The following is a 3620-nucleotide window of genomic DNA, read 5'->3' as shown; positions in this document are numbered from 1 at the left end:
GTGCAGGCCGGCGAGGACGGCGCTGACTGTCTTGGCGTGGGCGTCCCGGGTGGCGACGGATTCTGCGATCCGGCGCGCGCAGTCGAGCAGGTGGCCCGCTTCGAACTTGCCTATCTCGCGCTCTGGTTGGGCGAATTCACGCAGGCGCTGGAGCTGAAAGGCGACGTTCCGCTCGGCGAGCTGCACATCGCTGTAGCTGTTCGTCAGGGCGGCGAGCATGCTGCCGCGTGGATGGGTGTCGGCCTGAGCTTCGAGGGCGGCGGACGGCTGGCCGTACAGGTCCTCGATGCGGTCGGCGATGGTCTGGGAGAGGTTGTGGGGCAATCGGCGGGGCTTTCAGGGGCGGCGGGCCCGCACCGCCCCGGCACGCGCAGGTGCCGGGGCGGGCGGAAGCGTGGTGATGAGCCTGGGCTGGGCGAGCTGCACCGGTCGTACGGGGCGGGCTCCAGGTGGCGGCATGGAGTTCAGCAGACCGGTCAGGGCGGTTGTATATCCGTCGCGGGCGGACAGGGCCGCCTCGAGCCACTGCGCGTCGAAGCGAAGGGCTTCGGCGGACAGTTCGCCCACGTCGCGGTCGGCGGCCGTGGCGTCGTGGATGCGGTCGCGGACCCGGGCGACCTGTTCCTCGGCCACCGCCAGCCAGGAGCGCAGCTCCACGGCGCGCGTGAGGGCGGCAGATGCCTCGGGTCCGGCGGCCTGTGTGTACAACTCGCTCAACGAGGCACCGAAGGCGCGGACCAGGACCTCGTCCTGGCTGGTGATTTTGTGTACGACGCTCACCGCAACGCTCCTCGCACCGGGACAGCCGGCGCAGGCACGCTCGGCGCCGGGGCCGTCGTCAGGGCCGGGCTACGCCGGGGGGCAGTTTCGGCCCCCCGCCACGCTCCCGGTCCTCGGCGGCCCGGGGAGTTCGGGTCGGTGTAGTGGCGCACCACCATGGCTCGCCCGTCACGTACCGCCACGGCGGCGTTGACCTGGTGGGCCAGCGCCATGACCGGATCGTCCAGCACGTCACCCGGGGCGGTGTCGAGGGCCGCGACGAGGGCGTCCTCGGCTTTGCTCAGTGCTTCCTGGGCCTCGGCGAGCATTCCGTACCACTTCACGACGACCGTGGCGTCGTCGTTGGCGCGGGGGGCGGCGGCCACCGCCCGTCGCAGTGCGGCCAGCGGCATCTGGAAGCGGGCCTCGATCTGCTGGGTGATGACGCCCATCACATCGTCGGCGTCGTCGGGCACGGCACTGATCCTTTCCTTGGAAATATGTGGGGCAAATCAACGGCGCTGCATTCGCGTTCAGCGACAAGGGCGGAAGAGTGGTGCTGGCAGTTCGATGAACTCGCTGGTCCGGACGACTAGTCGAGACACATATAGGCGTCGCGGTAGACATACGAGCCCGAGACCCAGCCCTTTACGCCCGTGCTCTTGTCGGTGATGTAGTGCCAGTTGCCGCTGGTCTTGTGGACCGTGAACGTGTGGCTGCGGTAGAGCACGCCGACGGCCGTGGACTTCGCGCTCGCCTGGGAGCGGATCGTGACCGCCTGCGTGTGCACGGCCCACGGTCCGGGCCGGTCACACGCGCGGCTGGTCGGTGCGAAAGCCGGCGCCTGGGCGGGTGTGGCGCTCGCGGACGTGGCACCGAGGAGCGGCAGGGTCAGTGCGCCGAGAACGGCAGCAGAGACGGCTATGCGGGATGAGCGCATGAGGAATTGACCTCCAGGAAAGAAAGAAGGGACGCGGAAGCACGCCCGCGGCTGGCGCCGTGCGGGCAGTGGTTCAAGAGTCCGGAGAATCCCCGGTTTTGCTAACCGGGGATGTGCTGCTATGTTTCGCGCTTCGCCGCCCGCAGGCGCCTCTCGGAGCCCTCCCGAAGGAAAGCGGTGCCCGAAGCAATTGGGCCTTAGCGTCAGCGAGTTGGGCCCGTGTGCGGTGCGGGGGCCGCGGGAAGACCGGGCATCGCGGACGGTGCGCTGGACCGGACCGCTGTCTGGGCGGTGGGCAGGGGGACGCCGTCGCCGGACCAGTGGGCCTGCCACCACGCGGTGGCCTCCTCGTACGTCGAAAAGCCGCCTTCGCGCAGGGTGCGCCTCCCGCTACTCAAGTCGGTCTCTTCCAGCAGGACCCGGAAGCGGAGGGAAACCTTCTCGTCGGTGGCGGCCAGGAGCACCGTGATCTGCACCGGATCCCGGTCGTCGTCGGTGTAGCTGGTGACGAGGGCGAAGTGATCGCCGTCCGAGGTGAGGCGGTCCTCCAGTGCCTTGGTGGCTTCGTCCGCCGGGGTGATACCTATTCGTGGGGCGATGGCCTCTTTCGGGCAGCCGCGTGCAATCAGCCAGCTCTGCGCCATGGCCACCAAAGGCAGTCGCTCGTGCTGGAAGCGGAAGGTGTCGGCCTCAACATCGCGCTGGAGGTGAAGGGCCACCAGCTGCGGCTCGCCGGGGATGCCCCAGGTCACCGCCCCGTTGTGCAAGACGTAGTAGCTGTGACGCTGGTCGTCGGTGTGGTGCTCGGCAAGCACGGAGAGGTCGCCTTCTTCGATCTCAATGTGCTGCCAGAACCGCTCGGCGACACGGTCGTTGACGGCTTCGTAGCCGTCGAGGCGGAAGTCAGGGGATGAGGGCATAGGGCTTTCGGGGAGAGGGACCTGCGGGATGTGCGTGTTCACCGGCGGGCGGGAGCAGCCGCGGGCCAGGTGCCGGGCCGCCTGGGCACCGGAGCGGTACCTGGTGCCGTAGCCGAACGCGGGGCGGTCAGGGCCGCGCGGCCGGTGTCGGTCAGCGTGACGGGCTGGCCTGCCGTGACGTGATGGGAGGTGTCGCGGTCCACCAGGCCGTGTTCTTCAAGGCGCTGCATCTGGCTGTAGGGAATGCGGGTGCCGGATGCGGTGACGACGTACATCTGCTGTGTCAGGAGGTTCCGGTGGAGTTTGGCGCCCTGGGTGATGGCCAGCAGTGCGGCAACGTCGGGCGCGGGCAGGTCAGGCACCTTGCGGGGCGCCTTGTCACGGGCGGCGGCTTCGACGGGCTCAAGCGCGGCAACAACATGCGCCTGCCGCTCATCCCGGGTACGGGCCGCCTCTGCCAGCAGGTCAACCGTTCGGCCGATGCGCTCGAACCATGCGCTGTCCACCGGGTACTCACCGGAGGAGAGGCTGTTGAGCTGGGACCGGTAGACGGTCACGCTCAGCTCGGCCTGGACGAGGGCGCGGTGTGCGTCGACGAGGCGCGTGTGTGGTTCGTCGAGGAGGCCCCGGTCGCGGTGCTGCCACAGCCGGTCGATGCTGTGGCCGACAGCCGCCTCGATCCGGAGGTCCATCTGGGTCAGCGCCTTTGGCACGGATGTGTTGCGGGGCACTTGCAGACCTCCTACAGCTCGTCGCCGGCTGGAGCCCGCAGGAGGAAGACGTCGGTGAACTGCTCACGCGTGTCCGCCCGGCAGCCGGTCGGCTCAACGCCGGCCACGGCGTGCATCTGCACGTCCAGTTGCCTGCTGCGGCGTCGGCTGTCCGTGATGGCCTGGTGGTGCGGGTTCTCCTGAAGGATGCCGAATCCGGTGGGAGCGGCTGTGAGGTCGTTGGGGACGGAGGGGAAGGGGGTCGTCAAAGAGTGCGGTCCTTCGGGGTCG

The 3620-nt window shown here is 69.2% G+C and carries 6 protein-coding genes and 1 pseudogene; all 7 read right to left on the bottom strand.

Annotation, left to right across the window (positions count from 1 at the left end; all coding sequences use genetic code 11):
• A partial coding sequence (locus tag ACJA3G_RS33015; RefSeq protein WP_406556713.1) for a hypothetical protein occupies positions 1-324 on the bottom strand: 324 nt, incomplete at its 3' end.
• 12 nt (positions 325-336) lie between these two features.
• Entirely contained in the window at positions 337-780 is a 444-nt protein-coding gene (locus ACJA3G_RS33010; RefSeq protein ID WP_406556712.1) for a hypothetical protein, read from the bottom strand.
• On the bottom strand, positions 777-1235 hold the full coding sequence (locus ACJA3G_RS33005) for a hypothetical protein (RefSeq protein ID WP_406556711.1): 459 nt from the start codon (positions 1233-1235) through the stop codon (positions 777-779). Before ACJA3G_RS33005 ends, ACJA3G_RS33010 begins: the two co-directional genes overlap by 4 nt.
• Before the next feature lie 116 nt (positions 1236-1351).
• Complete coding sequence (locus tag ACJA3G_RS33000) at positions 1352-1699, bottom strand: SH3 domain-containing protein (RefSeq protein ID WP_406556710.1); 348 nt, start codon at positions 1697-1699, stop codon at positions 1352-1354.
• 203 nt (positions 1700-1902) lie between these two features.
• Positions 1903-2619, bottom strand: a complete 717-nt coding sequence (locus ACJA3G_RS32995; protein WP_406556709.1) for a hypothetical protein — start codon at positions 2617-2619, stop codon at positions 1903-1905.
• 38 nt (positions 2620-2657) lie between these two features.
• Positions 2658-3311, bottom strand: coding sequence for a hypothetical protein (locus ACJA3G_RS32990; protein ID WP_406556708.1), 654 nt, complete (start codon positions 3309-3311; stop codon positions 2658-2660).
• Positions 3312-3361: 50 nt separating this feature from the next.
• Positions 3362-3620 (bottom strand): annotated as a pseudogene (locus ACJA3G_RS32985) (hypothetical protein); the annotation flags it as partial.

The organism is Streptomyces sp. YS-3 (assembly GCF_045257485.1).
Taxonomy (GTDB): Bacteria; Actinomycetota; Actinomycetes; order Streptomycetales; family Streptomycetaceae; genus Streptomyces.
The sequence above is the reverse complement of the archived record's forward strand: the minus strand, read 5'-3'. Positions and strand labels throughout refer to the sequence as shown.

What these genes read in the sequence shown, in the direction of transcription:
- ACJA3G_RS33000 (WP_406556710.1), bottom strand. Translation starts at nt 1,699, where the DNA reads ATGCGCTCATCCCGCATAGCCGTCTCTGCTGCCGTTCTCGGCGCACTG.
- ACJA3G_RS32995 (WP_406556709.1), bottom strand. Translation starts at nt 2,619, where the DNA reads ATGCCCTCATCCCCTGACTTCCGCCTCGACGGCTACGAAGCCGTCAAC.
- ACJA3G_RS32990 (WP_406556708.1), bottom strand. Translation starts at nt 3,311, where the DNA reads ATGGACCTCCGGATCGAGGCGGCTGTCGGCCACAGCATCGACCGGCTG.